Consider the following 21,358-nt stretch of genomic DNA (forward strand, 5'->3'; position numbering starts at 1 on the left):
TGCGTTCTCCCTGAACATTCCTTGTTTCAGAACCCGCTTTCCCTCACGCCCAGCGCCGCCAGGCGCCGCCAGGCCGTACCGAGCAGCGACTCGCCACGCCCCTGCAACACCACCACGCCGCGCAGCGGCTGGCGCGGGGTGACGCTGGCGTCGAGCACCTTGAGCCGCGCGCCGTATTGCGCCTGGACCGGTTCGGCGCGGCGGCTTTCATCGCGGCGCACGGCAATCGGCCCATGGTGATCGGAGGTCAGCGCCTCCTGGTCGATATACGCCACACCGTTGGTATCGACTTCGGTCAATTGCACCTCGAGCGCCGGGTGCATCGGGTCGTCGGCGATAAAGCGGCCCGTGGCGCCCGGCGCGACCCGCCACAGGTCGGCCTCGGCGAGAAACCCACGCAAGCGCGCCCCCGGCTCGACCACCCTGGCCAGCGGCTCCTTGGGCGAAACCCAGCGGCCCACCTGCAGTTGCGGCAGCAAGTCACGCAACTGGCCGGCCTCGGGCGCGCGCAGCAGCAGGCGCTCGCGTTGCGCCGACAAGCCGCGGTATTCGGCCACGGCCTCGGCCAGCTGCTGCTCGACAATCCCGGCATCGGCGGCGGTCTCGCTGCGCCCGGCGCGGCGGCGCATCTGCAATTGCTGGATCTCGATTTCCCGCCGGGCGATGGTCTGGCGCGAAGCCAGGTCCGGGGATTCGAGCTCAACCAACACCTGGCCCTTGCTCACCGCCTGGCCGTCGCTGACATTGACCTGCCGGACCCGCGCCGCCACCGGCGCATGCAAGGCGCTGGCGCGCCCGGCTTCGAGCATCGCCGGCACCTCCACCGAGCCGCGCCAGGGCACCGCCACCAGCAGCAGCGCCGCCAACAACCCCAGGCCGCTGAGCAACACCCGTGGCGCGTGGGCCTGTTCGCGGCGCGTCCACCACTCGCGCCATTCCCGCACGATGGGCAAAAAGATGAACCAGACCAGTTCCACCAGCATCAGGAAGATGCCCAGCAGCTTGAAAAACAGGTGGTACACCGCCAGCGCAATCCCGAAAAACAGCACCGCGCGCCACAGCCACGAGCCATAACCCCACCACAGCAGACGCCGCTGCATGGCCGGCGACCAGGGCTCCGGCGCCGGTTCCCGGTAGCCGAACAAGGCTTCGCGCAGGCGCCAGCGACAGAGGGCGAAAGCCCGCCCTTGCAGGTTGTCCACCTCCCAGAAATCGCTGAGCAGAAAGTAGCCGTCGAAACGCATGAAGGGGTTCAGGTTGATCACCAGGGTGGTGATCCAGGTGGCGCTGGCAAGCATGAAGGCCGCGGTGCGCGCCGGGCCGTCCGGCAGCAGCGACCAGGCCAGCAGGGCGATGCTGGCCAGCAGCAGCTCGGCCAGCACGCCACCGGCGCCGATCAGCAAGCGCGCGCGACGGTCATTGACCCGCCAGGCATCGCTGACGTCGGTGTAGAACATCGGCAGCAGCACCATGAACGCCACCCCCATGCTCTGCACCCGGCAACCGGCGCGCTTGGCCATGAAGGCGTGGCCGAACTCATGGCACAGCTTGGCGAAGAACAGCGCCACGCCGAACGCCAGGGCACCACCGAGGCTGAACAGGTGGGGAAAGGTCGCCAGGAAGCGCTGCCAGTCTCGCGACACCAAAAACACCCCCAATCCCAGGGTCAGTGGCAAGCCGTAGCGCAGCAGCCCCGGGCCGAACCGTGCCAGCCACGGCCAGGCGCGATTGAGAAAGGCGTCCGGGCGCCACAGCGGGATACGAAAGAACAGGTATTGGTGCAGCAGCACCTGCCACAGGCTCTGGTGCTGCACGGCGGCCTTGAGTTCATAGCTGGCGCGCTGCTGCGGATCGAGGGCGGTGATCAGGTCATGGCTGCGCAAAAAACCCAGCAGCTCTTCCAGCTCCGCGCCGCCCAGGGGCAGCCCCGGCTCGCGGTTGGCGGCGCGCAGCACCTGGCTGGCATCTCCCAGGGACCAGTGCCTGAGCAGGCGCATCGCCGCCACGCCGAGCTTGAAATAGCGGCCGCGCACCGGGTCGGCCAGGGTCCAGCGCGGCGAACCGTCCAGCGCCGGCGCCGCCGGCGACAGCTGCAAGTCCGCGCGCAAGCCCGGCAGGTTCATTACAGGCCCACGCTCTGCCGCAGGCCGGCCAGGGGCCGGCGCAGCAGGTACAGCGCCAGCGGCGCGCGCTCACCGAAGAGCTTGGCCGTGCCGCGCAGGCCGATTCGCGGCGACGCGTCGCGAAAACGCGCATCGAGACGGTAGGCCAATTGCCCACCCGGCGTCGGCTGCGCCTCGTAGGCCGCCCGTTCGAGGCTGGCCAGATGGCGCTGCAACGGGTCGCTGTCGAGAAACAGCGCCACCTGCGCGCCGGGCTCCAGGGCAATGGCATCGCCCACGGCCAGTTCGATGCGCAACTCGGCCTGGTTGGGGTCGGCGATTTCCATCAGGCGCTCGCCGGTCTGCACCGGTTTGCCGGTCCAGCGCTCGGCGTCGGCGAACACCGCGATGCCGTCGCGTTCGGCCCGTACTTCGCTGCGCTTGAGCAATTCGCGGGCGTAATCGCGTTCGGCGCGTTTCTGTTCGACCCGGGCCGCCAGCAGGTCGATCTTCGAGCTGGATTCGGCATCGGCGAAGGCCCGCTGGGAATTGGCCTTCAGTTCCGCCTCGGCCACGCCCAAGGCGCGGGCGGCGACATCGGCCTGGGCATTGAGGGTGGTGTTTTCAAAACGCAGCAGCAGGTCGCCGGTCTTCACCGTCTGGTTGGGCTTGACCAAAAACTCGGCGATCACCCCGTCCAGCGGCGCCGCCACCACACGCCCGCCCAGCGGCACCACTTCGGCCGGCGCCAGCACCGATTGCCGCACCGGAATCAGCAAGCCCAGCAACACCACCGCCAACAGCGCCAGCCGGCGTTTGCGGTTCCAGCGCAGGCGCCACGGCTTGCGCGGTTGCAGCGCCAGCCAGGCGTGGCTGTAGGTGTCGCCCAGTTGTGCCAGCAATACTTGTTCGGAAGGGTTCCACGGGTTGTCGCGGGCCAGCCACAGGCCACCAAAGAGCGCGCCCTGACGATCGATCAGCGGCAACCAGAACACCTGCGCCGCCGACAGGCTCTGCCAGTCGGCCCGTACCGGGGCGCTCAGTTGCTCGGCCGCGACCACCCGCGCCTGCTGCGCGAGTTCGAGCTTGAACAGTTGGGCCACCGCCTGTTCGACGAAAGCCACGAAGGGCGCATTCGGATCGAGCGCGCTGACGCCAGTCACCGCGCGGACCTTGCCGGCGATCACCAGGGCCGCGTGGCGATAGCCGAACAGCGCCTGGCTGTCGTTGACCAGGCTGTAGGCCAGTTGCTCGACCGTGCGCGCGGCGCGGGTCTGGCGCTCCAGGTCGAGGAACCGGGCGAAGACCTGCTCGGCGGCGCCCGCTACCGGCGCGTTCATTTGAGCTCCGCGAACCGCGCCGTGCCGCTCATGCCCGCCAACAGGCCCTCGGCGTTGGGTACGGCCGCCACCAGCAGCAGCGTCTGGCTGCCTTCGTCGATCCGCGCGCCGAGGCGCTTGACCGTGGCGGCCAGCGGCTTGCCGGTTTCATCGGGGACGAAGCTAAAGGTCTGCCCGGCCTTGAGCTTGCCCATCCAGCTCGACGGCACCAGCAGGTGGATTTCCAGGGAACGGTTGTCGACGATTTCCAGCAGCGGCGAGCCGGCCGTCACGCTTTCGTAGCGCTGTACCTTGCGCGCCACCACCTGCCCGTCGAACGGCGCGATCACGCTGCAACGCTTGACCTGCACCTGGTAGACCTGGGACTGCGCCTGGGTCTCGGAGACCTTGGCCGCGGCTCGCGCCACTTCGAAGCGGCCGACCGAGTTGAGCGAAGCCAGTTGGCGGTTGTGCGCCAGCTCTTCGTTGGCGCCACGGCTGGCGGCCTGGGCGGCATTGAGCTGGGCCTGGTAGGCCGAGCAATCGAAGCGCGCCAGCACCTCGCCTTTCTTGAAGGACTCGCCTTCGCTGTAGGGCAGCTCGACGATGCGCCCGGACAACTCGCCGGCCAGTACCGCCTGATCCTTGGCCCGCAGCACGCCGCGCGCCTCGCTGCCGCTGGCCACGGCGGCGCCGGCAGCGCTGTCACTGAGCAGCGGATCGTCTGGCGCAGGTGTCTGCGCCTGTGCAAGGCACGCCAGACAGGTCAATCCCAATCCCAATCCATGAAATCGCCGCATAACCGTAACTCCCTGACGGATGGGGCGGAGTCTAAGACAGCAAGCACAAGCGTCAAGCAAGTGGCCGCTATCTTTGTCGATCCCGACAACGGCATCGAGCGCCCGCCTGACAGCATAGATGCCTTGTCCGGCACGGCGTGTATCGGGTCGTGCGGGTATTTTAGATGCCAGCGAATGCCTTCTGTATGATTTGCACCACACTTGGACCTTCGACTCCCATCGTTTCGGATTAAGGACAATTCATGCGTATCGGTCTTTTGTCGTCTTTGACACTGGCGCTCGGCGCCCTCCTCTGCAACCAGGCCCAGGCCAGCTCCGACGATTCCTGTTACCCGCGCTGGACCCTGGTCAAAAAAAACCTCGACAGCTGCAGCAGCCTGCCGTTTCTCAACCCGGGCAACGACAGCCGAGTGAACCTGCGCCTGTTGCTGGCCGACAGCGGTGCCTTGCCCCTGGCGCCGAAAGCGCTGGACGCCGGTAGCCTGGACGAGGGTTATGGGGCGGTGCCGTTTCCAGTATTTCGCCTGCAACCCGCGCCCAGCCCTGAGGAGGCGGATACCGCGCAAACCCCGGAGGACACTGACCTCAACGGCCGCCTGGAATCCTTGCAGGTGGTGCGCGAAACCCCGCAAGCAGCCGGCGATGCCTTCCTGTCCGGCGAAGGCAGCCGCTGCCGCAGCAACTCGGACGCCAGCGCCCAGGCCTTCGTCGACCAACTGATCGCCGCCGACCTGCCGGCCAGCGAACGCCAGGCGCTGGCGCAGAGCCGGGTCAAGCTGCTCGCCGCCTGCAACTGGGACAGCCCGCAACTGGCCAGCCTGCTGCCGACCAATCTGCAGACACCGCTGGGTAAGGGTTTCGCCACTTATCTACAGGCCGCCGGCGACTTCTACAGCGGCCGCTTCAGCGAGGCTGGCGCGGCGTTCGCCACGCTCAAGGACAGCCCGAATGCCTGGCTGAAAGAGACTGCGCTGTACATGAACGCCCGGACGCTCCTCAACAGCGCCCAGCAGAACGCCTTCGACGAATACGGCATGCCGGCGCTCGAGCATGTGGATAAGTCCACCCTGCAACAGGCCGAGGCCGGCTTCGACGCCTACCTGCAAACTTATCCACAGGGTGCCTACGTCGCCTCGGCCAAGGGCCTGCTGCGCCGGGTGCACTGGCTGGACGGCAATCCCGACAAACTCGCCGCCGACTATGCCTGGCAAATGACCCAGGCCAAGGATGAGCAGCGCAACCTGTCGCTGGACGATCTGGTGGAAGAAGTCGACACCAAGCTGCTGATGGTCAACCGCAACCCGGTCAGCACGCCCCTGCTGCTGGCGGTCAACGACCTGATGTGGATGCGCGAGCAAGCCGAAGGCCGGCTGACCCGCGACGCCTTGCAACAACAGAAGGCGGTCTTCGCCGGGCAACCGGCGCTGTACGACTACCTGCAGGCGGCCTTCGCCCTGTACGTCGACAACGACCCCGACGCCGCGCTGAAACTTCTGCCCGCCGAGCCTGCGGCCAAGCTCGACTACCTCGCCTTCAGCCAGCAGACCCTGCGCGGCCTGGCCCTGGAAGCGAAGAACGACGCCTCGGGCGCACAGGCCCTGTGGCTGCAACTGCTGCCCCTGGCCAAGCAACCGTTGCAACGGGAACAGCTGGAGCTGGCCCTGGCCATGAACTACGAGCGCAACCAGCAACTGGCCAAGGTGTTCGCCGCCGACTCGCCGATCCGAAGCCCGCAGGTGCGCTTCACCCTGCTGCGCCATGTGGCCGACGCCGAGTTGCTGCGCCAGCAGATCAGCCAGGCCGCCGACCCGGTGGAACGTAATACCGCGCAGTTCGTGCTGCTCTACAAGGACCTGCTGCGCGGCCAGTACGCGGCCTTTGCCAGCGACCTTGCGCAGCTTCCCGCCAGCGCCCCTGAAGACAAGCTTGGCTACAGCCTGGGTTACGTCTACAGCAACGGCCAGTCGCTCAAGCTGTTCCAGTGGAACGGCAAAGAGGCCGAGTCCGGCTACGTCTGCCCGAGCATCGCAGAAACCGCGGCGGCATTGGAGAAGGATGGGAAAAGCCCGCAAGGCCTGAACTGCCTCGGTGAGTTCATCCTGCGCAACGGCCTGGACGGCATGCCGCTGGACAGCCAGCCCGACAAGCAGTCCCTGGGCAGCACGCCGTCGGCCTTCAAGGGCGAAGCGTTCTCCCGCCTCGAGGGCTACAAACAGGTGATCGCCAACAGCAAGGCGCCACGCGACGACCGCGCCTACGCCCTGTACCGCGCGATCAATTGCTTTGCATCCTCGGGCAACAACCGCTGTGGCGGCAAAGACGTGGAGCCCGCGGTGCGCAAGGCCTGGTTCCGCCAGCTCAAAGGCACCTTCGCCGACACCCAGTGGGGCAAGTCGCAGCAGTACTACTGGTAAGCATGAGCCGCTTCTGGCGATGCCTGCTGCCGGTCTGGCTGTTGCTGGCCGGCAGTGCCCAGGCGGCGGTCGACGCCCGCGATCACGATGCCTTCTGGCTGTGGAGCGGCGTCGCCCCGCAGCCGGTGCTGAACCAGGCCAAGACCCTGTACATCCTGCAAGGGCAGATCAGCCGTTCGCGTCGCGACCCGAGCGGCAATGTGCACTTCATCGCCCAGGGCATGGCCGTTCCGCGCCTGCGCCAGGGCGAGGTCTGGGTGGTCTATCGCGCCCACACCCTGCACTGGCCGGAAACTGTCTACCGCCAGCTGCTGGGCCAGGTGCAGCGCTGGCAGCAGGCCGGCAACCCGGTGGTCGGCATCCAGATCGATTTCGACGCCCGCACCCGCTACCTCGACGAGTACGCCAGCTTCCTGCGCGACCTGCGCCAGCGCCTGCCCGCCCGGTACCGCCTGAGCATCACCGGACTGATGGACTGGGGCAGCAACGCCAACCCCGAGGCCATCGCCGGGCTCAAGGGCGTCGTCGACGAAGTGGTGGTGCAGACCTACCAGGGCCGCCACAGCATCCCCAACTACGCCGCCTACCTGCCCCGCCTCGACCGCATGGGCCTGCCGTTCAAGGTGGGGTTGATCCAGGGCGGCGAATGGCAGGAGCCGGGCTATCTGCGAGACAGCCCGTGGTTCAGGGGGTATGTGGTGTTTTTGCAGAATCCGCGCTAGCCAACGGATACACCGACTCCCAGCCGCCGCCCAGGGCCTTGTACAGGCCGACCATGGCCAGGGAAACGCCGGTCGAGCTTTCCACCAGTTGCTCCTGGGTGGCGAGCAAGGCGCCTTGCACGGTGAGGACGTTGACGAAGTCCACCACGCCTTCGACGTACTGCTGTTGCGCGGTGCGCAGGGCGATCTGGTTCTGCCGCACGGCTTCGGCCAGGCTGTCGCGGCGCAGCTGGCTGCTGTTGTAGCGGGTCAGCTGGTCGTCGATTTCATGCCAGGCGCGCAGCACGGTCTGCTGGTAGGCGACGGCCGCTTCCTGCTGCTGGGCTTCGCGCAGATGCAGCATGCCGCGCAGGCGGCCGCCGTCGAACAGCGGCAGGCTGAACTGCGGGCCGATGCCGAACTGCCGCGAGCCCCAGGAGCCGAAGTCCGACAGCTGCATGGCCTGGGAGCCGAAGTTGCCCGACAGGGTGATGCGCGGATAAAAGTCGCCCTTGGCCACGCCGATGCTGGCGGTGGCGGCATGCAGGCGGGCTTCGGCCTGGCGGATGTCCGGGCGGCGTTCGGCCAGTTGCGACGGCAGGCCGATGGCGACCTGGCGCGGGGTTTGCGGCACCGGCGCATCCGCCGCGAGTTCAGCGTGCAGGGCCTGGGGCGGCTCGCCCATCAGCAGGCTCAGGGCGTTGATCAGTTGCGCCTGGCGCTGCTGCAAGGCCGGCAGTTGCGACTCGATGGTCGCCACCTGCGCGGCGGCTTCGGCCACGTCCAGGTCGGTGGCCACGCCGTCGGCCAGGCGCAGTTGCGAGAGCTTGAGGCTGTGGCGAGCGACGTCGAGGTTCTGCTCGGTCACCGCCCGAGTGTTCTGCACGCCGCGCAGCTGGATGTAGTCCTGGGCGGTCTCGGCCAGCACCGCCAGCAGCACCCCGCGCCGGTCGTTCTCCGCGACTTCCAGGGTCGCGTCGGCGGCCTCGGTTTCGCGCCGCACGCGGCCCCAGAAATCCAGTTCCCAGGAAGCCGAGAAGCCGGCGTCCCACAGGTTGAAGGCGGACTTGCCTTCGTGACCCGACGGGTCGTTCAGGCCTTCGCCGCTGTTGCGTTTGCGCGCGTAGCCGCCGCTGGCGCTGCTGGTCGGATAACGCTCGGCAGTGACCACCTGGCGCGCCGCGCGGCTCTGTTGCAGGCGACTGGTGGCCAGTTGCAGGTCGAGGTTGTCGGTCAGCACGCGCCGGCTCAGGGCCGACAACTGCGGATCGTTGAAGACCTCCCACCAGCGCTCGTCCAGGGGGCTGCTCACCACCTGGCTCGGCGCAGCCTTTTGCGGGCTGGCCCAGGCCTCGACCCGCGGCCCTTCGGGGCGCTGGAAATCCGGGCCGACACTGCAGGCGGCCAGGGACAACAGGCTCAGGGCGAATACCGGCTGGAGCAGACGACTCATCGCTTCGCCACCTCACGCGCGGAGCTGGCCTGGCCCAGGGTATCGACGCTCGCTTCCACCGACATCCCGACCCGCAGACGCTCGGCCATCGGCTGGCCGGGCTCCAGCAGGATCTTCACCGGAATGCGCTGCACCACCTTGGTGAAGTTGCCGGTGGCGTTGTCCGGCTTGACCGCGGCGAAGGTCACGCCGGTGGCCGGCGCCAGGCTCTCGACCCGGCCGCGCAGGGTTTCGCCGTCCAGGCTGTCGACTCGCACCTGCACCGACTGCCCGGGGTGCATGTGGGCCAGCTGGGTTTCCTGGAAGTTGGCCACCACATAGGCCTGCTCCAGCGGCACCACGGCGAGGATCTTGCTGCCCGGCGTGACGTAGGCGCCGACCCGCACCGCGCGTTCGCCGACCATGCCGTCCACCGGCGCGACGATGCGCGTGTAGGACAGCTCGTAGCTGGCCATTTCCAGGGACGCCTGGGCGCGCTTCAGCCCGCCCTCGGCGGCGTCACGCTGGGCGGTGAGAATCTCCACCTGCTTGCGTTCCGCCGCCAGCGCCGCGGTGGCCGTGGCCAGCCGCGCGCTGGCCTGGTCGATGCGGGTCCTGGCCTGCTGGGCATTCTGCACCGTGCCGGCACCGACCCCGGCCAGGTGGTTGTAGCGGTTCAGTTCATGTTCGGCGAAGGCCATTTCCGCCCGCGCGGCCACCACCGAGGCCTGGGCCTGGGCGATCACCGAGCTTTGCCGGTCGAGGGTGGCGCGGGCGTTCTGCAACTGCGCCTTGGCCACCAGGGTTTCGGCGTCCGCCGCCTGGGCCGCGGCGCGCAGGTCGCGATCGTCGATCAGCGCCAGCAACTGGCCGGCCTTGACCCGCTGGTTGTCTTCCACCAGCACTTCCTTGATGAAACCCGCCACACGCGGCGCCACCAGGGTGTAGTCGGCGCTCACGAAAGCGTCGTTGGTGGTCTGCTCGGTGGCCTTGCCGGTAACCAGGTACACCAGCACGCCAAGGACCGCGACCGCAGCCACGCTGACGGCGAGTTTGTGTTTGATGTGGATCGTCATAAAAACCTTCTGTCTCAGTGAACGTTCAAGTCGGCGCGCGTGGCGGATAGATCCGCGTCGGCAGCCAGAAAATCAGCAGGATCAAGGCCGCCGCCACGCCAGCCATGACGTAGTAGAGGTCGGCGGAGGTCAGCACCACGGCCTGCCGGTGCAGGCGCTGGGCGAGGTTGCTGGCGTCGACGGCGCTCAGCGGCGAGTTGCCGAGGCTGTCCACCAGCATGGTCGAGTGAAAGTGCAGGCGGTGGGTGGTCAGGGCATCCAGCACGCCGGTGGCGATCACCGCCGCCAGGCCTTTCACGGTGTTGAACCAGGAGGACGCGAACGGCCCCTCGATCGGCTGGATACTGCCGGTGGAAAGCATCAGCAATGGCAGCACCGCCATCGGCTGGCCGAAGATCTGCAACAGTTGCAGCACGTAGAAATCGTCGCGAATCCACGCCGAGGTCAGCTGCGCGCCGCCCAGGCACGACAGCACCAGCATCGTCAGGCCAATGCCCAGCACCCAGCGGCAATCGACCCAGCGCAGGTTGCACAGGGCCGCCACCAGGGGCAGCGCGATCAGCTGCGGCAGGGCCATCACCAGCATCACCGGGGCGGTCTGCAACGGCCGGTAGCCCTGGACCTGGGCCAGGAAACTGGACGGAATGATGATCACCGCGGTCAGCACCACCAGTACTCCGGCCAGGGTCAGCAGGGCGAACGACAGGTTGCGGATGCCGAGCATCTGCAACTTGAAGAACGGAATCGGCTGCGACCATTCGTTGATCAGAAACAGCACCAGCAACAACGCCCCCCCGCCCAGCAGCAGGCAGATCAGCGGCGAGCCGAACCAGTCCAGGCGATTGCCCTGCAGGATGCCGATCACCAGCATGCAGATCGCCGGAAACCCCAGCAGCAGGCCGCGCCAGTTGAAGGCCTTGAGGCGCTCCAGGCGCAGCGGGTCCTGGGGCAGGCCGTAGGCCACCGCGAGCATCGCCAGCAAGCACGGCGCCACCACCTGCCAGAACGCCCATTGCCAGCCGACGTATTCGGTCCACAGGGCGGCCAGCGGCGTGCCCAGGCTCGGGCCGAAGGTGGCGGTCAGGGCGTAGCCGGCCAGGCCGTAGAGCTTGACGTTGGCCGGCAGGAACCGCAGCGCCACGGTCATCAGCATTGGCGGCAACGCGCCGCCGGCCAGGCCCTGCACGGTGCGCAGCAGCAACAGGCTGTGGTAGTTCGGGGCGAACGGACAGAGCACGCCCAGCACGGTGAACAGGGCGATGGCGCAAAGGGTGAAACGGCGCAGCGAAAAGGTCACCGAACACCAGGGGGCGAAGGCCATGGCCGCCACCGAGGTGGCGGTGTAGCTGGCCACCAGCCAGGTGCCTTCGTCATAGCCGATGGCCAGGGCGCCACGGATATCGGCCAGGGCGATCTTGGTCACCATCTCGTTGAGGCCCGACACCAGCACCGCCAGCAATACGCCGAGCAGGCCGATGATGATTCGCGGGCCGAAGACCGCAGGGCTGACAGCTGCCGGTTTGCTGGCCACTTCAACGGGTGCCGGCACAGCCACGGCGAGGGAACTCATGAAGGGAATGACTCCGATAGAAATACCGAAGCAGTGTAAAAAGCCCGACAGCTGACGAAAACTGACTTATCGGCAGCTTATAAGTGCACCAAACGCAACGATTGGATGACGTGTAGCCGCTGCCGAGCGGCGCGAGGCTGCGATCGGCGGCGCAGCCGTCGCAACACCAGGCGACCTGATCCAACAGGCCAATCGCGGACGCTACCTGGCGAGGGCTAAGTCGAATGCCGCCGACCCCGTTCGCAGCCTCGCGTTGCTCGGCAGCGGCTACAGGGGGTGTGGTTTTCAGGGCTGGGCGGCGTGCCAGGTTTCGTTGCAGGAGGCGCGCAGGGTCTCGCGGAACCATTTGTGCGCCGGGTCCTTGTCGTAGCGCGGGTGCCAGGCCTGGGTCAGCACCAGGGTCGGCAGGGGAATCGGCAAGGCGAACGAGCGCAGGTGCAGGCCCAGGCGCGACACGCTGAGCAGGGTTTCCTTGGGCACCGGCAGGATCAGGTCCGAGTCCGGCAGCATGAACATCGCGGCATGGAAGCTCGGCGCGATCAGCGGCACCCGGCGCTGCAGGCCCAGGTCGCCCAGCGCCACGTCGATTGGCCCGCGGGCAATACCGCGCCGGGACATGCTGATGTGCGGGAAGGCGGCAAAACGCTCGGCGGTGATCTCCTCGTCGAGCAACGGATGATGCTCGCGCACCAGGCCGACAAAGGTGGTGGAGAACAGGTTCTGCACCTTCACTTCCGGGGTCAGCGGCCGGGTGTTGCTGATGCGCAGGTCGATCCGCCCTTCGCGCAGGGCCTCGTCGTCGCCATCGCCCTCCGGGACGAAACGCAGTTCGCAATGGGGCGCCTGGCGCTCCAGGGTGTCGATCAGGCGACCGCCATAGACGCCGACGAAAAAGTCGTTGGCGCGCACATTGAAGCGCCGGCGCAGGGTGCCGAGGTCGACCTGGTCACCGGAACGGAACACCAGCGCCGCCTGCTCCACCAGGTCACGTACCTGGCCACGCAGTTCCAGGGCCTTGGGCGTGGGCACCAGGCCGCGGCCGGCGCGTACCAGGATCGGATCGCCCAGCGCCTCGCGGATCCGCGTGAGGGTTCGGCTCATGGCCGCCGGGCTGAGGTTCATGCGCCGCGCCGCGCCGACCACGCTGCCCTCGTCGAGCAGGGCGTCGAGGGCGACCAGAAGGTTCATGTCCGGGAGTTGCATGCTGAGCACTCGTGGCTGATCGGGAATGAGTCAGGCGCAATGCTAGCAGGGTCATTTCAGTCATGGACACCACTCTCTGTAGCCGCTGCCGCAGGCTGCGAACGAGGACAAAGTCCTCGCCAGACCTGCGCATGCGGTATGCCAGACAAAATGTGCTGTCAGGTTTTGCGCCGGCTGCGCCGTCGATCGCAGCCTCGCAGGCTCGGCAGCGGCTACAGGTTCAGCGCTGCATGCCCCAGCGTTTCACGGTGACCCGCCCCAGGTGTCGAACACCAGGTTCTCCATACGTAGCCGCTGCCGCAGGCTGCGATCGAGGACGAAGTCCTCGCCAGACCTGCGCATGCGGTATGCCAGACAAAATGCGCTGTCAGGTTTTGCGCCGGCTGCGCCGTCGATCGCAGCCTCGTGGGCTCGGCAGCGGCTACAGGATCGTGGAGGGCAGTTCAACCGTGAACACCACGCTGTGTAGCCGCTGCCGCAGGCTGCGATCGAGGACGAAGTCCTCGCCAGGCCTGCGCATGCGGTATGCCAGACAAAATGTGCTGTCAGGTTTTGCGCCGGCTGCGCCGTCGATCGCAGCCTCGCGGGCTCGGCAGCGGCTACGGGATCGTGGAGGGCAGTTCAACCATGGACACCACGCTGTGTAGCCGCTGCCGCAGGCTGCGATCGAGGACAAAGTCCTTGCCAGGCCTGCGCATGCGGTATGCCAGACAAAATGTGCTGTCAGATTTTGCGCCGGCTGCGCCGTCGATCGCAGCCTCGCGGGCTCGGCAGCGGCTACAGATTCGTGGAGGGCAGTTCAACCATGGGCACCACGCTGTGTAGCCGCTGCCGCAGGCTGCGATCGAGGACGAAGTCCTCGCCAGACCTGCGCACGCGGTATGCCAGACAAAATGTGCTGTCAGGTTTTGCGCCGGCTGTGCCGTCGATCGCAGCCTCGCGGGCTCGGCAGCGGCTACAGGATCGTGGAGGGCAGTTCAACCGTGGACACCACTCTGTGTAGCCGCTGCCGCAGGCTGCGATCGAGGACGAAGTCCTCGCCAGACCGGCGCACGCGGTGTGCCAGACAAAATGTGCTGTCAGGTTTTGCGCCGGCTGCGCCGTCGATCGCAGCCTCGCGGGCTCGGCAGCGACTACGGGCGCTACGGGCGCTACAGGCTCAGCGTTGCATGCCCCAGCGTTTCACGGTGACCCGCTCCAGGGTGTCGAACACCAGGTTCTCCACCAGCAGGCCGATCAGGATCACCACCGCCAGGCCGGCGAAGACTTTGTCGGTGTACAGCTCGTTGCGGTTCTGGAAGATGTACCAGCCCAGGCCGCCCTTGCCGCTGGTGGCGCCGAACACCAGTTCGGCGGCGATCAGGGTGCGCCAGGCGAAGGCCCAGCCGATTTTCAGGCCGGCGAGGATCGACGGCAGCGCCGCCGGGATCAGGATGAACAGCACGAAGCGCATACCCTTGAGCCCGTAGTTGCGCCCGGCCATGCGCAGGGTTTCCGAGACCCCGAGAAAGCCGGCGTAGGTGTTCAAGGCCAGGGCCCAGAGCACCGAATGCACCAGCACGAAGATCAGGCTGTTCTCCCCCAGGCCGAACCACAGCAGGGCCAGCGGCAACAGGGCGATGGCCGGCAACGGGTTGAACATCGAGGTCAGGGTGCTCAGCAGGTCGCGGCCCACCTGGGTCGACACCGCCAGGGTGGTCAGGGCAAAGGCCAGGACGATGCCGATCAGGTACCCCTTGAGCAGCACGACCAGGGAAATGCCGACCTTACCCAGCAGCTCACCGCTGAGCAGGCCGTCGTACAGCGCGCTGGCGGTCTGCAAAAAGCTCGGTAGCAGCAGGTCGTTGTTCTGGTAGCGGGCCACGGCCTCCCAGAGCAGCGCCAGCACGATCAGGATCAGGCTCTTGCGCAGCCAGCCTTGTTGCCACAGGCGCTGGCCCAGCGGCAATTCACGCTCCAGCGGCACCGCCAGCAAGGGTTCGAGGGCAACTTCGTATTCCTGGCGAACAGGTGATGAATGGCTCATCGGGCGTTCCTCTTAAAGGCTCAATAAGCGATACGGATATCGGTGAAATCCAGCTCGCGCTCGGTTTCCGGCGACTGGCCTTCGTCGAACAGCAGCCGGTGGATACGCCGCGCCGTCTGCTGGAACGCCACGCCGCCAAGGCTTTGCAGGTCGTACTGATGGCTGTGGATTTCCGCCCGCACCCGCCCCGGGTGGGGCGACAGCAGCAGGATGCGATTGCCCACCACCAGCGCTTCCTCGATGGAGTGGGTGACGAACAGCAGGGTGAAGCGCACCTCTTCCCAGAGCAGCAGCAACTCCTCCTGCATCTTGCGCCGGGTCAGGGCGTCGAGGGCGGCGAAGGGTTCGTCCATCAGCAGGATCTTCGGCTGCATCGCCAGGGCGCGTGCTATCGCCACCCGCGCCTTCATGCCGCCGGACAGGGTGTGCGGGTAGGCGTCGGCGAACGCCGCCAGGCCGACCTTGTCCAGGTAGTGCAGCGCACGCTCCTCGGCCTCGCGGCGGTTGAGGGTATTCGACGCCAGCAGCGGGAACATCACGTTCTGTTTAACGGTTTTCCACGGCGGCAGTTGATCGAACTCCTGGAACACCACAATCCGGTCCGGCCCCGGCTGGCTGACCCGTTGTCCTTGCAGGCGAATCTCGCCCTCGCAGGGCTGGATGAAGCCGGCGACCGCCTTGAGCAGGGTCGACTTGCCGCAGCCCGAGGGCCCGAGCAGGACGAAACGGTCGGCGGGATCGATTTCGAAACTGACCTGGTGGGTGGCCCGCACCACGCGCTGCGGAGTGCGGTATTCCAGGCTGACCTGGTCGACCGCCAGCAGCGCCTGAGCCGCCGTGGTCGGGTTGCTGGCCGTGTGGCCTTGCAAGGGAGCGTTCATGGCGATCAGCTCCCTTGCAGCGGGGTGGTGTCCTGGAAGAAGTAGTCCTTCCACGATTGCGGCTTGTTCTTGATCGCGCCCACGCGGTAGAGGAATTCAGCCAGCGGGTAGGTGTTTTTCGGGGTGACGGTGAACTCGAACTGCGGGTTGTCGATGATCTTCAGCAAGGCTTCGCGGTCGATCTTGGCCTTGGTCACGCGGATGTAGGTATCCGCGGCCGCGCCCTTGTCCTTCTGGGCGAAGTCGGCGGCCTCGGCCAGCGCCTCGACGAAAGCCTTGTAGGTTTTCGGGTTCTCGCTGCGGAATTTCTCGGTGGCGAACAGCACGGTCGGCGAGTTCGGGCCCAGCAGGTCGTAGGTATTGAGCACCACATGCACATTCGGGTTGGCCAGCGCCTGGTCCTGGAACGGCGGGTTGGAGAAGTGCCCGGTCAGCTCGGTGCCGCCGGCGATCAGCGCCGCCGTGGCGTCCGGGTGCGGAACGGCGATGGTGTACTTGTCCAGGCGATTGAATTCCTTGTCGCCCCACTGCTTGGCCGCTGCGTACTGCAGGAACCGCGACTGCACGGAAACCCCCACCGCCGGCACCGCGATGCGGTCCTTCTCGGTGAAGTCGGCGATGGTCTTGACCTTGGGATTGTTGCTCACCAGGTAGTAAGGGAAGTTGCCCAGCGACGCCACCGCCTTGACGTTCTGCTTGCCGTGGGTGCGGTCCCAGATGGTCAACAGCGGGCCGACGCCGGCCCCGGCGATGTCGATGGAGCCGGAGAGCAAGGCGTCGTTGACCGCCGCACCGCCGGACAGCTGGGTCCAGTCGACCTTGATGTCGATGCCCTCTTGCTTGCCGTGTTTTTCGATCAGGTTCTGGTCGCGCACCACGTTGAGCAGCAGATAGACGATGCCGAACTGTTCGGCGATGCGGATCTCGCCTTCGGCATGGGCCGCCGTCGGCGCGACCAGGCCAGCGGCCAGCAGGCTGAAGCCCAGGCCGATGGCGGCCGCCAGTTTGCCCAGGCGCGGGAGGCGTTGAGTAGGTTGGGACATGGTGTTTCTCCTGCCGTGGGTGGCCGATCAGTAAGGGGCGTCGCCCTGGATGGTGGTGCGGTACAGCTTGCGGCGCAGATGGCTGGGGCAACCGGCGGCCAGGTGGATCAGCGAGCGGTTGTCCCAGAACACCAGGTCATGGGGCTGCCATTGGTGGCGGTAGATGTTTTCCGGCAGCACGCTGTGGGCGTAGAGCTCGGCGAGCAACTGGCGGCTCTCGTCTTCCGGCAGGCCGACGATGCGGGTGGTGAAGCCTTCGCTGACGAACAGCGCCTTGCGACCGTTTTCCGGGTGAGTGCGCACGACCGGGTGCACCACTTCCTGGACCTGGGCCAGTTGCTCCGGGGTCAGGGTCGGGCGCCAGTTGCCCTCGAACTTGGTCTCGCTGTAGCGCGCGGTGTAGGAGTGCGCGGCAAAGCGGCCATCGACCGCCTTGCGCAGCGCTTCGGGCAGGCTGTCCCAGGCTTTGTGCATGTCGGCGAACAGCGTGTCGCCGCCCTCGGACGGCAGCTCCTGGGCGTGCAGCATCGAGCCCAGGCTCGGCAGTTCCTTGTAGGAGAGATCGGAATGCCAGAACTTGCCGGCGTCCCCCAGGCCGATGGACTGGCCGTTTTCGATGATGTTGGAAACGATGAGGATTTCCGGGTGCCCGGCCAGCAGGAACTGCTTGAGCACGTGGATCTGCAGCACGCCGAAACGGCGGCTGAAGGCGATCTGTTGTTCGGGGGTGATGCGCTGGTCGCGGAATACCACGACGTGATGATCCAGGTGCGCGCGGTGAATGCGCGCGAAGTCCTGGTCGTTGACCGGCCGGGTCAGGTCCAGGCCGACGATCTCGGCACCGACGGCGCCGCTGAACGGGCGGATATCAAAAGCTTGTGCGGCGATGGGCGCGGCACTTGGAGAGGGTACGGACATAAATCACTCCCACGCAGAGCACGCCCGGTGGCGCGCGCGTCGATCAGAAACTCACGGAGGTCCCGTGTGGGTTCATTTCGTGCGGCGCGCCGATTGGTCGGCAGGTACGCAGGGAGACGACTTTATAGATATAAGAACTGAACTTTAAATACCGTTAACGAATAACGATATGGCGATTCGACCGCAGCCCCCAAGGCCGGCACAAGCGCCTGTAGCCGCTGCCGCCAGGCTGTGATCGGCCCCAAAGGGGACGTGACGATTTTCAATATCGCTGAAGGCCCTTCGGGCCTTATCGCAGCCTGGCGGCAGCGGCTACAGATGGCTTAACGCTCGTGCAGCGCCTCGGCGCGGGCGCGGATGATCGGCTTGAGCAGGTAGCTGAGCACGCTTTTCTTGCCGGTGATGATGTCCACCGAGGCGACCATGCCGGGGATGATCAGCAACGGCTTTTCATCGGTGCCCAGGTGGCTGCGGTCGGTGCGCAGCTTGATCACGTAGTAGGTGGTCTTCTTGTCTTCGTCGGTGATGGTGTCGGCGCCGATCTGTTCCAGCTTGGCCTTCAGGCCGCCGTAGATGGTGTAGTCATAGGCGGTGAACTTGACCACCGCTTCCTGCCCCGGGTGCAGGAAGGCGATGTCCTGCGGACGGATCTTCGCTTCCACCAGCAGGGTGTCGTCCAGCGGCACGATCTCCACCATGTCGCTGCCCGGCTGAATCACGCCGCCGATGGTGTTGACCATCAGTTGCTTGACGATGCCGCGCACCGGCGAGGTAACCAGGGTCCGGCTGACCCGGTCTTCCAGGGCCTTGCCGGTGGCACTGGCCTTGTTCAGTTCGGTGCGCGCCTCGTTGAGCTGGGTCAGGGCTTCGCTGCGGAACTTGCCGCGGGTTTCGTCGACCTTGCGCTGGACTTCCTTGATCGCCGATTCGGCACGGGGGATCGCCAGGGTGGTGGCGTCCAGTTGCCCACGGGTCTCGACTTCGGCGCGCTTGAGCCGCAGCACTTCCACCGGCGACACCGCGCCCTGGGCCACCAGCGGCTCGGACATGGCGATTTCCTGGCGCTGCAGGCTCAGTTGCTGGCGGTACTGCGCCTGCTTGGAGGTGAACTCGCGCAGTTCCTGCTGCTTCTGGATCAGCTGTTCCTGCAGGCCGCCGACTTCGTCGTGCAACTGCTGGCGACGGCTTTCATACAGCGACTTTTCGCTGGCCGCCTGGCCGGGCACGGCGGCCATGGCGTCGGCCGGGAAATTCAGTTCGCGGTTGTCGATCTCCGCGCTCAGGCGCTCGACCCGCAGCAGCATCGACAGGCGATCGGCCTCGGTCTCGCCGACGTTGGACTTGAAACGCGTGTCATCCAGGCGGATCAGCGGGGCGCCGGCTTCGACGATCTGCCCTTCCTTGACGAACAGTTCGGAGACGATGCCACCTTCCAGGTTCTGGATTTTCTGCACCTTGGACGACGGGATCGCCTTGCCCTCGCCCTTGGTCACTTCGTCGATCACCGCGAAGTTGGCCCACAGCAGCAGGAACAGGAAGAAGCCGATGATGCCCCAGATGGTCAGGCGGATAACCCGCGGCGCATCCTCGATCAGCGCCTTGTTGACCTCGGGCAGGGGTTGGTCGTGCAGCGATTCGGTGCCTTTGAAGTAGCGCAGGATCGAGTCTTTGAAACCGGATTTAAGCAACACTGATCTGCCCCTTCTTCAACGCTTCCATCACGACTGCTTTCGGCCCGTCGGCGAGGATCTGCCCGCGGTCGATCACCAGCAGGCGATCCACCAGCGACAGCAGCGAGGCACGGTGGGTGACCAGCACCACGGTCTTGGCTTCCACCACGGCTTGCAGGCGTTGTTTCAAGCGTTCTTCACCGGTGTTGTCCATGGCGCTGGTCGGTTCGTCGAGCAGCAGGATCGGCGGGTTGAGCAGCAGGGCCCGGGCCAGGGCGACGTTCTGCCGCTGGCCGCCGGAGAGGTTCTGCCCGCGCTCGCCGACCTGCAGCTCGTAGCCCTGCGGGTGCAGGCGGGCGAACTCGTGGACGCCGGCCAGTTCGGCGGCCTGCAGCACCAGTTCGTCTTCGACGTAACGGGCGCCGGAGGTCAGGTTGTCACGCAGGGTACCGGCCAGCAGCTGGATGTCCTGGGCCACATAACCGATGTTGTGGCGCAATTCGCTGACGTCGATCTGCCGGATGTCCACGCCGTCCACCAGCAAGGCGCCGGAGTCCGGGGTATACAGGCCCACCAGCAGCTTGGCCAGGGAGCTCTTGCCCGAGCCGCTGCGGCCGATGATGCCGATCTTCTCGCCCGGCTTGACCACCAGATTGATGTTCTTCAACGCCGGGTTCTGCTGCCCCGGGTAGGTGAAATTCAGTTGCCGGCATTCGATGGCGCCCTGCAGCACGTTGCGGCTCAGGGGACGCTCGTCGAAGTTGCGCTCCTGGGGCAGCTCCATCATCTGGTCGACCGAGGTCATGGTCACCCGCGCCTGCTGGTAGCGAGTCAGCAGGCCGGACAACGAGGCCAGCGGGCTGAGGGCGCGGCCGCTGAGCATGTAGCAGGCGATCAGCCCGCCCATGCTCAGGTTGCCGTCGATGATCTGGTACACGCCGAAGACGATCATGATCACCCCGGCCAGCTGCTGGATCAGCAGGGTGATGTTCATCGCCAGGCTGGAGAGCATCTTCACCCGCAGCTCGAGACGGCCCAGGGTGCCGATGGTCTGTTCCCACTGGTACTGGCGTTCGCTTTCGGCGTTGTTGACCTTCACCGCGTCCAGCCCGGCCAGGGTCTCGATCAGGCTCGACTGGCGCTCGGCGCCCAGGGCCATGGTTTTTTCCATGGTGGCGATCAGCGGTTTCTGCAGGGCGTAGCCGATGCCCAGGGCAATCGGGAAGGCCAGCACCGGAATCCACACCAGGTGCCCGCCGAGGATGGCGATCACCAGGAAGATCAGCAGGGTGAACGGCAGGTCGATCAGGCTGGTGAGGGTCAGCGAGGCGAGGAAGTCGCGCAGGCTCTGGAACTCGTGGATGTTCTGGGCAAAGCTGCCGACCCGCGCCGGCCGGTACTTCATGGCCATGCCGACGATACGCTCGAACAGCGTGGCCGAGATGATCAGGTCGGTCTTCTTGCCGGCCAGGTCCAGGCACAGGCTGCGCAGGCTCTTGAGAACCAGGTCGAACAGGTAGGCGCCGGTGATGCCGATGGCCAGCACCCACAGGGTGGCGGCGGCCTGGTTGGGGACCACGCGATCGTAGACGTTCATCACGAACAGCGGCGCGGCCATGGCAATGACGTTGATCAGCAGGCTGGCGGCGATGGCGTCGGCGTACAGCCAGCGCGAACGCTTCAAGGTGTCGCGGAACCAGGAGCGGGCGCGGGGAATCAGCGAGCCGTGGTTGACGTCGAATTTATGTTGGGGCTGAGCGAAGAACACTTGCCCGCTGTAGTCGTCGGCCAGCATCTGGCGGCTGACACTGACCTCGCCGCCGTCGCTCTCGCTGAGCAGCAGGCGGGCCTGGTCTTCGCCCTGCCAGCCGAGCAGGACGGCGCTGCGGCCGTCCTTGAGCAACAGCATGGCCGGCATGGCTATGGCAGGAATCTGCTCCAGCTTGCGCCGCAGCAAACGCCCCTGCAGGCCGGCGCGAGCGGCGGCGCGCGGCAGCAGCTCGGCGCTCAGGCGCTGGGAGGGTAAAGGCAGGCCGGTGGTCAACATGGCCGCGCTGGCCGGCTTCTGGTGCAGGGAACACAGGGTTAGCAGGGCATCCAGCAGCGGGTCGTCATGCATGCCGCGTGGATCATGGCTAAGTTGCACTCGACTGACTTCTGATTCCACGCTCGGCACTCTTTAACTGTCTATTGGATGAAAAGT

15 protein-coding genes are annotated in these 21,358 nt (G+C 66.4%); 2 read left to right on the forward strand and 13 right to left on the reverse strand.

Going from position 1 to position 21,358, the window contains the following annotated elements; genetic code table 11:
- Positions 1–26: 26 nt before the first annotated feature.
- The 3 genes from BM019_RS29645 to BM019_RS29655 are packed head-to-tail and all read right to left on the reverse strand — an operon-like array spanning position 27 to position 4,221.
- Entirely contained in the window at positions 27–2,123 is a 2,097-nt protein-coding gene (locus BM019_RS29645) for a site-2 protease family protein (RefSeq protein WP_092422530.1), read from the reverse strand.
- Entirely contained in the window at positions 2,123–3,442 is a 1,320-nt protein-coding gene (locus BM019_RS29650; protein WP_092422533.1) for an efflux RND transporter periplasmic adaptor subunit, read from the reverse strand. Before BM019_RS29650 ends, BM019_RS29645 begins: the two co-directional genes overlap by 1 nt.
- Complete coding sequence (locus tag BM019_RS29655) at positions 3,439–4,221, reverse strand: efflux RND transporter periplasmic adaptor subunit (RefSeq protein ID WP_092422536.1); 783 nt, start codon at positions 4,219–4,221, stop codon at positions 3,439–3,441. The genes BM019_RS29650 and BM019_RS29655 overlap by 4 nt, the downstream gene beginning before the upstream one ends.
- Before the next feature lie 242 nt (positions 4,222–4,463).
- On the opposite strand from BM019_RS29655, the gene BM019_RS29660 reads away from it, so the two are divergent.
- Positions 4,464–6,635: a PA5441 family protein gene (locus BM019_RS29660; RefSeq protein ID WP_092422539.1), complete on the forward strand. Its 2,172-nt coding sequence runs from the start codon at positions 4,464–4,466 to the stop codon at positions 6,633–6,635.
- 2 nt (positions 6,636–6,637) lie between these two features.
- On the forward strand, positions 6,638–7,357 hold the full coding sequence (locus BM019_RS29665; protein WP_092422542.1) for a DUF3142 domain-containing protein: 720 nt from the start codon (positions 6,638–6,640) through the stop codon (positions 7,355–7,357).
- On the opposite strand, the gene BM019_RS29670 is transcribed toward BM019_RS29665, so the two are convergent.
- The 10 genes from BM019_RS29670 to BM019_RS29715 all read right to left on the reverse strand — a co-directional run bounded on the left by BM019_RS29670 (position 7,320) and on the right by BM019_RS29715 (position 21,322).
- Positions 7,320–8,789 (reverse strand): efflux transporter outer membrane subunit, encoded by a 1,470-nt coding sequence (locus BM019_RS29670; RefSeq protein ID WP_092422545.1) that lies wholly within the window; start codon positions 8,787–8,789, stop codon positions 7,320–7,322. The two genes, BM019_RS29665 and BM019_RS29670, sit on opposite strands and share 38 nt — an antisense overlap.
- Positions 8,786–9,844, reverse strand: a complete 1,059-nt coding sequence (locus BM019_RS29675) for an HlyD family secretion protein (RefSeq protein WP_009041580.1) — start codon at positions 9,842–9,844, stop codon at positions 8,786–8,788. The genes BM019_RS29670 and BM019_RS29675 overlap by 4 nt, the downstream gene beginning before the upstream one ends.
- A gap of 25 nt (positions 9,845–9,869) precedes the next feature.
- The gene (locus tag BM019_RS29680; RefSeq protein WP_092422548.1) at positions 9,870–11,414 is read right to left on the reverse strand and encodes an MFS transporter; all 1,545 of its coding nucleotides are present in this window, start codon (positions 11,412–11,414) and stop codon (positions 9,870–9,872) included.
- 285 nt (positions 11,415–11,699) lie between these two features.
- Positions 11,700–12,617 carry a LysR family transcriptional regulator gene (locus tag BM019_RS29685; protein WP_092422551.1) on the reverse strand — a complete coding sequence of 306 codons (918 nt, stop codon included), beginning with the start codon at positions 12,615–12,617 and terminating at the stop codon, positions 11,700–11,702.
- A 1,159-nt stretch (positions 12,618–13,776) separates the two neighbouring features.
- Positions 13,777–14,643 (reverse strand): ABC transporter permease, encoded by an 867-nt coding sequence (locus BM019_RS29690; RefSeq protein WP_025808568.1) that lies wholly within the window; start codon positions 14,641–14,643, stop codon positions 13,777–13,779.
- A gap of 20 nt (positions 14,644–14,663) precedes the next feature.
- The gene (locus tag BM019_RS29695; RefSeq protein WP_007928654.1) at positions 14,664–15,524 is read right to left on the reverse strand and encodes an ABC transporter ATP-binding protein; all 861 of its coding nucleotides are present in this window, start codon (positions 15,522–15,524) and stop codon (positions 14,664–14,666) included.
- Between the two features lie 5 nt (positions 15,525–15,529).
- On the reverse strand, positions 15,530–16,567 hold the full coding sequence (locus BM019_RS29700; protein ID WP_009041575.1) for an ABC transporter substrate-binding protein: 1,038 nt from the start codon (positions 16,565–16,567) through the stop codon (positions 15,530–15,532).
- Between the two features lie 27 nt (positions 16,568–16,594).
- On the reverse strand, positions 16,595–17,485 hold the full coding sequence (locus tag BM019_RS29705) for a TauD/TfdA dioxygenase family protein (protein WP_092422554.1): 891 nt from the start codon (positions 17,483–17,485) through the stop codon (positions 16,595–16,597).
- Between the two features lie 323 nt (positions 17,486–17,808).
- Positions 17,809–19,176, reverse strand: a complete 1,368-nt coding sequence (locus tag BM019_RS29710; protein WP_007928658.1) for an HlyD family type I secretion periplasmic adaptor subunit — start codon at positions 19,174–19,176, stop codon at positions 17,809–17,811.
- Positions 19,166–21,322, reverse strand: coding sequence for a type I secretion system permease/ATPase (locus BM019_RS29715; RefSeq protein ID WP_092422557.1), 2,157 nt, complete (start codon positions 21,320–21,322; stop codon positions 19,166–19,168). Before BM019_RS29715 ends, BM019_RS29710 begins: the two co-directional genes overlap by 11 nt.
- Positions 21,323–21,358 lie beyond the last annotated feature (36 nt).

Source organism: Pseudomonas sp. NFPP07 (genome assembly GCF_900115645.1).
Lineage (GTDB): Bacteria > Pseudomonadota > Gammaproteobacteria > Pseudomonadales > Pseudomonadaceae > Aquipseudomonas > Aquipseudomonas chlororaphis.

Excerpts from the sequence above, each read along its gene's own strand:
- BM019_RS29690 (WP_025808568.1), bottom strand. The coding sequence starts at position 14,643 with ATGAGCCATTCATCACCTGTTCGCCAGGAATACGAAGTTGCCCTCGAA.
- BM019_RS29650 (WP_092422533.1), bottom strand. The coding sequence starts at position 3,442 with ATGAACGCGCCGGTAGCGGGCGCCGCCGAGCAGGTCTTCGCCCGGTTC.
- BM019_RS29700 (WP_009041575.1), bottom strand. The coding sequence starts at position 16,567 with ATGTCCCAACCTACTCAACGCCTCCCGCGCCTGGGCAAACTGGCGGCC.
- BM019_RS29645 (WP_092422530.1), bottom strand. The coding sequence starts at position 2,123 with ATGAACCTGCCGGGCTTGCGCGCGGACTTGCAGCTGTCGCCGGCGGCG.
- BM019_RS29665 (WP_092422542.1), top strand. The coding sequence starts at position 6,638 with ATGAGCCGCTTCTGGCGATGCCTGCTGCCGGTCTGGCTGTTGCTGGCC.
- BM019_RS29655 (WP_092422536.1), bottom strand. The coding sequence starts at position 4,221 with ATGCGGCGATTTCATGGATTGGGATTGGGATTGACCTGTCTGGCGTGC.
- BM019_RS29705 (WP_092422554.1), bottom strand. The coding sequence starts at position 17,485 with ATGTCCGTACCCTCTCCAAGTGCCGCGCCCATCGCCGCACAAGCTTTT.
- BM019_RS29660 (WP_092422539.1), top strand. The coding sequence starts at position 4,464 with ATGCGTATCGGTCTTTTGTCGTCTTTGACACTGGCGCTCGGCGCCCTC.
- BM019_RS29685 (WP_092422551.1), bottom strand. The coding sequence starts at position 12,617 with ATGCAACTCCCGGACATGAACCTTCTGGTCGCCCTCGACGCCCTGCTC.
- BM019_RS29695 (WP_007928654.1), bottom strand. The coding sequence starts at position 15,524 with ATGAACGCTCCCTTGCAAGGCCACACGGCCAGCAACCCGACCACGGCG.
- BM019_RS29680 (WP_092422548.1), bottom strand. The coding sequence starts at position 11,414 with ATGAGTTCCCTCGCCGTGGCTGTGCCGGCACCCGTTGAAGTGGCCAGC.
- BM019_RS29670 (WP_092422545.1), bottom strand. The coding sequence starts at position 8,789 with ATGAGTCGTCTGCTCCAGCCGGTATTCGCCCTGAGCCTGTTGTCCCTG.
- BM019_RS29675 (WP_009041580.1), bottom strand. The coding sequence starts at position 9,844 with ATGACGATCCACATCAAACACAAACTCGCCGTCAGCGTGGCTGCGGTC.